The following is a 4,746-nucleotide window of genomic DNA, read 5'->3' as shown; positions in this document are numbered from 1 at the left end:
GGCCTCGCTGCCCGTCCCCCCGGAGCCCGGCCACTGACCGGCCGGGCCGACGACCGGGCCGACGGCCGGAGCGGCCGGACCGGGACTACCAGTCCCGCCCGGCGATCTCCCGGATGCCCGGCAGCGCGGCCTCGAAGACCGTCTCGAACCAGACCGAGAACGGCCGCTCCGCCCGCAGCTCCCGCAGCTCCTGCGCGGTCACGAAGGCGAAGTCGTCCACCTCCTCCGGGTCCGGCTCGACCGGCGCGGTGACGAGTCCCACGAACAGGTGGTTCCACTCCCGCTCGATCAGCCCGGAGGCCTCGTCCGGCAGGTCGTAGCGGACGGTGCCCGCCTCGCACAGCAGCGCCGGCGCGACGCCCAGCTCCTCGGCGGTGCGCCGGGCGGCGGCGACGAACGGCGGCTCGTCCGGGTACGGGTGGCCGCAGCAGGTGTTCGACCAGACGCCGGGGGAGTGGTACTTGCCGAGCGCCCGGCGCTGGAGCAGCAGCCGGCCCTGGCGGTCGAACAGGAAGACGGAGAAGGCCCGGTGCAGACGGCCCGGCTGCTGGTGGGCCCAGAGCTTCTCGCCGGTGCCGATCGTGACGCCCTCGTCGTCGACCAGTTCCAGCAGGATCTCGGCTCCGGCCGGGGCGGATCCGGTGGCCCGGGGGTCGACCGTGACATCGGTCTCCACGTCGAGACCGGTGTCGATCTCGGCAGCGAAGTGCGTCGGGTCGGTCGGCAGACTCTGGGGCATGGGGCCTCTTTCGGGAGCGGGAGCAACGGGAGCATCGGGTGTCTCCGACGCACCGGGTGGAGTGCGGCGGACACAGCAGGGGCACCGGCGCCGGCGTCGGGCTCCAGTCTGCCGTATGGGTGGCACTCGCCAGGGGCCCCACGCACAACCGGACGGATCATGACCCGGAGGAATCGGAAACCGGCCAGAGAAGGATCCGGGAAGCCCCCGAAAGGGGCACGGAATTCGCAGAACCGTTCGCCGCGCGTTCGGAGCCCGTTCGACCGGCCCGGCGGAGCCGGTGCGGAACCCGGGCCGCTCCACCGCCGCCCCGGGCCGCTCCACCGCCACCGCGGCCGCCGTTCGCCCCGCCCGCCGCCCGGGGCCCGCCGCCCCGTCGGCCGTCCTGTCGGCCGCCCCGGGCCCACGGGCGCGTTCTGGCCGGTCGCCCCGGTCGCCTACCATCACATACGACACGGTGCCCGGATCTGTGCCGGCACCGGCGCGCCGCCGCCCGCCCCGGTCGAACGCCGGTCCGGGCGAACCGGTGGCGCCGCCGACCTCCGGCACAGATCCGCGCACAGCACGACGGATCAGGAGACCCGCATGATCGGCCTCGTTCTGGCAGCCGGCGCCGGCCGCCGGCTGCGCCCGTACACCGACACCCTGCCCAAGGCTCTGGTGCCGGTCGACGGGGAACGGACCGTCCTGGACCTTACGCTCGGCAACTTCGCCGAGGTCGGACTGCGCGAGGCCGCGATCGTCGTCGGCTACCGCAAGGAGGCGGTGTACGACCGCAAGGACGCGCTGGAGAACAAGTACGGCGTCAAGCTCCACCTGGTCGAGAACGACAAGGCCGAGGAGTGGAACAACGCCTACTCGCTGTGGTGCGCCCGCGAGCTGTTCGCCGAGGGCCTGCTGCTCGCCAACGGCGACACCGTCCACCCGGTCTCCGTCCAGCGGACCATGCTGGAGGGCAACCGGCGACTGACCGAGTGCGGCACCGCCCCCGGCATCCTGCTCGCCCTCGACACGGTGAAGAAGCTCGCCGACGAGGAGATGAAGGTGATCGTCGACCCGGCCACGGGCATGCGCCGCATCACCAAGCTGATGGAGCCGGCCGAGGCGACCGGCGAGTACATCGGCGTCACGGTGATCAACCCGTCCGCCGCCGCCGACCTGACCGACGCGCTGCGCGCCACCTACGAGCGCGACCCGCAGCTGTACTACGAGGACGGCTACCAGGAGATGGTGAACCGCGGCCTGCGGATCGACGTGCAGCCGATCGGCGAGGTCTCCTGGGTCGAGGTCGACAACCACGACGACCTGGCGAAGGCGCGGGAGATCGCGTGCCGGTACTGACCCGACTGGTTCCGTCGCCGCTGTTCGTCGAGATCCGCCCGGGCGCGCTGGACGCGCTCGGCGGCATCCTCGCGGACCAGCGGCTGTCGGCCTCGGGCCGGATCGCGGTCGCGATCAGCAACGGCTCCGGCTCGGCCATGCGCCGTCGCCTGGAGCCGGCCCTGCCCGGAGCCGACTGGTACAACGTGGACGACGGCAGCCTGGACAGCGCGGTGCGGCTGGCCGAGGCGATGCGCGGCGGGCACTACGACGCGATCGTGGGCCTCGGCGGCGGCAAGATCATCGACGCCGCCAAGTACGCCGCGGCCCGGGTCGGCCTGCCGCTGGTCGCGGTCGCCACCAACCTGGCCCACGACGGCATCTGCTCGCCGGTCTCCACCCTGGACAACGACGCCGGGCGCGGCTCCTACGGGGTGCCCAGCCCGATCGGCATCGTGGTCGACCTGGACGTGATCCGGCAGGCCCCGCCGCGCTTCGTGGCGGCCGGCGTGGGCGACGTCGTCTCCAACATCTCCGCGTGCGCGGACTGGGAGCTGTCGCACGCGGTGACCGGTGAACCGGTGGACGGACTGGCCGTGGCGATGGCCCGCTCGGCGGGCGAGAACCTGCTGCGGCACCCGGGCGGCACCCAGGACCAGGACCTCCTGACGGCGCTCGCCGAGGCCCTGGTACTGTCCGGCATCGCGATGAACATCGCGGGCAGCACCCGGCCCTCGTCGGGTGCCTGCCACGAGATCTCGCATGCCCTGGACGTGCTGTATCCCAAGCGGTCCGCCCAGCACGGCGAGCAGGTCGGCCTCGGCGCCGCCTTCGCCAGCTTCCTGCGGGGCGAGCGCGAGCTGACCGGTCTGATCGTGGAGCGCCTGGCGAGCCACGGACTGCCGGTGACCGCCGCTCAGATCGGCTTCACCGAGGCGGAGTTCACCGAAGCGGTGCACTACGCTCCGAACACCCGACCGGGGCGCTTCACCATCCTCGAACACCTCGACCTCTCCCCTTCCGCAATCAGGGACGCGTACGCCGACTATGTCCAAGCCGTCAACAGCTGACCCCTCCACCGCGGGAGCCCAACGGCCCCCGGTGGACCTGAGCCGCAGGCCCTCGATCGAGGAACTGCGCGCGGTGATCCACCCGGAGGGCATGCTCCAGCGCCGCAGCGCCGAGCACTGGGCCGGCCGCCTGTACATGCGGAAGATCTCGCTGCGGATCACCCGCGTGCTCTCCACCATGACGGCGATCACGCCCAACGGCCTGACGTACCTGATGATGTTCACCGGCATCCTGGCCGGTGCCGCGCTGGTCGTGCCGGGCATCGCGGGCGCCGTCCTGGGCGCCCTGCTGATCCAGGTCTACCTGCTGCTGGACTGCGTGGACGGCGAGGTGGCCCGCTGGCGCCGGCAGACCTCGCTCACCGGGGTCTACCTGGACCGGGTCGGCCACTACATGTCCGAGGCGGCCCTGCTGACCGGCCTCGGCCTGCGTGCCACCGACCTGCTGCACCGCGAGGGCGCCGGGTCGCACTGGGAGTGGGCCTTCCTCGGCACCCTGGCCGCGCTCGGCGCGATCCTGATCAAGTCCGAGACCGACCTGGTGGACGTGGCCCGGGCGCGCAGCGGCATGACGGCCGTCGAGGACAGCGCCTCGGTGCCGCGGTCGTCCTCCGTCGCCAGGGCCCGCCGGGCGGCCTCCTTCCTGAAGTTCCACCGCCTGGTCGGCGCGGTCGAGGCCTCGCTGTTCGTCCTGGCCGCCGGCGTCGCGGATGCCGTGCACGGCGGACTCCTCTTCACCCGGCTCGCGGTGGTCGTCCTGGCGGCGATCGCGATGCTCCAGACCGTGCTGCACCTGCTGAGCATCGTCCTCTCCAGCAGGCTGCGATGAACGGGACCACCGCGGAGAACTTCCGCCTCGGCGCCGTGATCATCACCATGGGCAACCGGCCGGCCGAGCTCAACGCCCTGATCGAGGCCGTCCGCGCCCAGGAGGGCCCGGCGGTCGAACTGGCCGTGGTCGGCCAGGGCGTGAAGCTGCCCCCGCTGCCGGAGGACGTGCGCAGCGTCGAGCTGCCGGAGAACCTGGGCATCCCGGGCGGGCGCAACGTCGGCATCGAGCTGTTCGGCCGGGACGGGGCGGAGGTCGACGCGGTCCTCTTCCTGGACGACGACGGGAACCTGCCGCGCACCGACTCGGCCCGCCTGCTGCGCGAGGCCTTCACCGCCGACCCGGAGCTGGGCATCGTCGCCTTCCGGATCGCGGATCCGGACACCGGGGTCACCCAGCGCCGCCACGTCCCCCGCCTGCGCGCCAGCGACCCGCTGCGCTCGTCCCGGGTGACGACCTTCCTCGGCGGCGCGAGCGCGGTGCGCTGCAAGGTGTTCGAGCAGGCCGGGCAGCTGCCCGCCGAGTTCTTCTACGCCCATGAGGAGACCGACCTCGCGTGGCGCGCGCTGGACGCCGGCTGGGCCATCGACTACCGGGCGGACGTGGTGCTGCACCACCCCACGACCTCGCCGGCCCGCCACGCGACCTACTTCCACAACGTGGCCCGCAACCGGGTCTGGCTCGCGAGGCGGAACCTTCCGGCCCTGTTGGTGCCTCTCTATCCGGGAACCTGGTTCCTGCTGACCCTGGCCCGCGACGGAGTCGCTGGTTGGCACGGCGATGCCAAC

Annotated in this window: 5 protein-coding genes; 4 read left to right on the top strand and 1 reads right to left on the bottom strand. The window is 72.8% G+C overall.

Translation table 11 applies throughout. The features are described 5' to 3' along the window. Positions 1-85: 85 nt before the first annotated feature. On the bottom strand, positions 86-739 hold the full coding sequence (gene idi / locus ACIQOV_RS28140) for an isopentenyl-diphosphate Delta-isomerase (RefSeq protein WP_359901625.1): 654 nt from the start codon (positions 737-739) through the stop codon (positions 86-88). Between the two features lie 585 nt (positions 740-1,324). Between idi and ACIQOV_RS28135 the strand changes: the two genes are divergently transcribed. From ACIQOV_RS28135 to ACIQOV_RS28120, 4 genes are all read left to right on the top strand, one after another. Further along, positions 1,325-2,080: a sugar phosphate nucleotidyltransferase gene (locus tag ACIQOV_RS28135; protein WP_401053196.1), complete on the top strand. Its 756-nt coding sequence runs from the start codon at positions 1,325-1,327 to the stop codon at positions 2,078-2,080. Next, positions 2,068-3,129, top strand: a complete 1,062-nt coding sequence (locus ACIQOV_RS28130) for an iron-containing alcohol dehydrogenase family protein (RefSeq protein WP_359901620.1) — start codon at positions 2,068-2,070, stop codon at positions 3,127-3,129. The genes ACIQOV_RS28135 and ACIQOV_RS28130 overlap by 13 nt, the downstream gene beginning before the upstream one ends. 91 nt (positions 3,130-3,220) lie before the next feature. Next, positions 3,221-3,958: a CDP-alcohol phosphatidyltransferase family protein gene (locus ACIQOV_RS28125; protein ID WP_359901747.1), complete on the top strand. Its 738-nt coding sequence runs from the start codon at positions 3,221-3,223 to the stop codon at positions 3,956-3,958. Further along, on the top strand, positions 3,955-4,746 hold a 792-nt coding region (locus ACIQOV_RS28120), incomplete at its 3' end, for a glycosyltransferase family 2 protein (RefSeq protein ID WP_401053194.1). The genes ACIQOV_RS28125 and ACIQOV_RS28120, both read left to right, overlap by 4 nt.

The sequence above is a fragment of the Kitasatospora sp. NPDC091257 genome, from assembly GCF_044757675.1.
Classification (GTDB): domain Bacteria; phylum Actinomycetota; class Actinomycetes; order Streptomycetales; family Streptomycetaceae; genus Kitasatospora; species Kitasatospora lactacystinica.
Note: the sequence above shows the minus strand (reverse complement) of the source record. Positions and strands in the feature narration are given on the sequence as shown.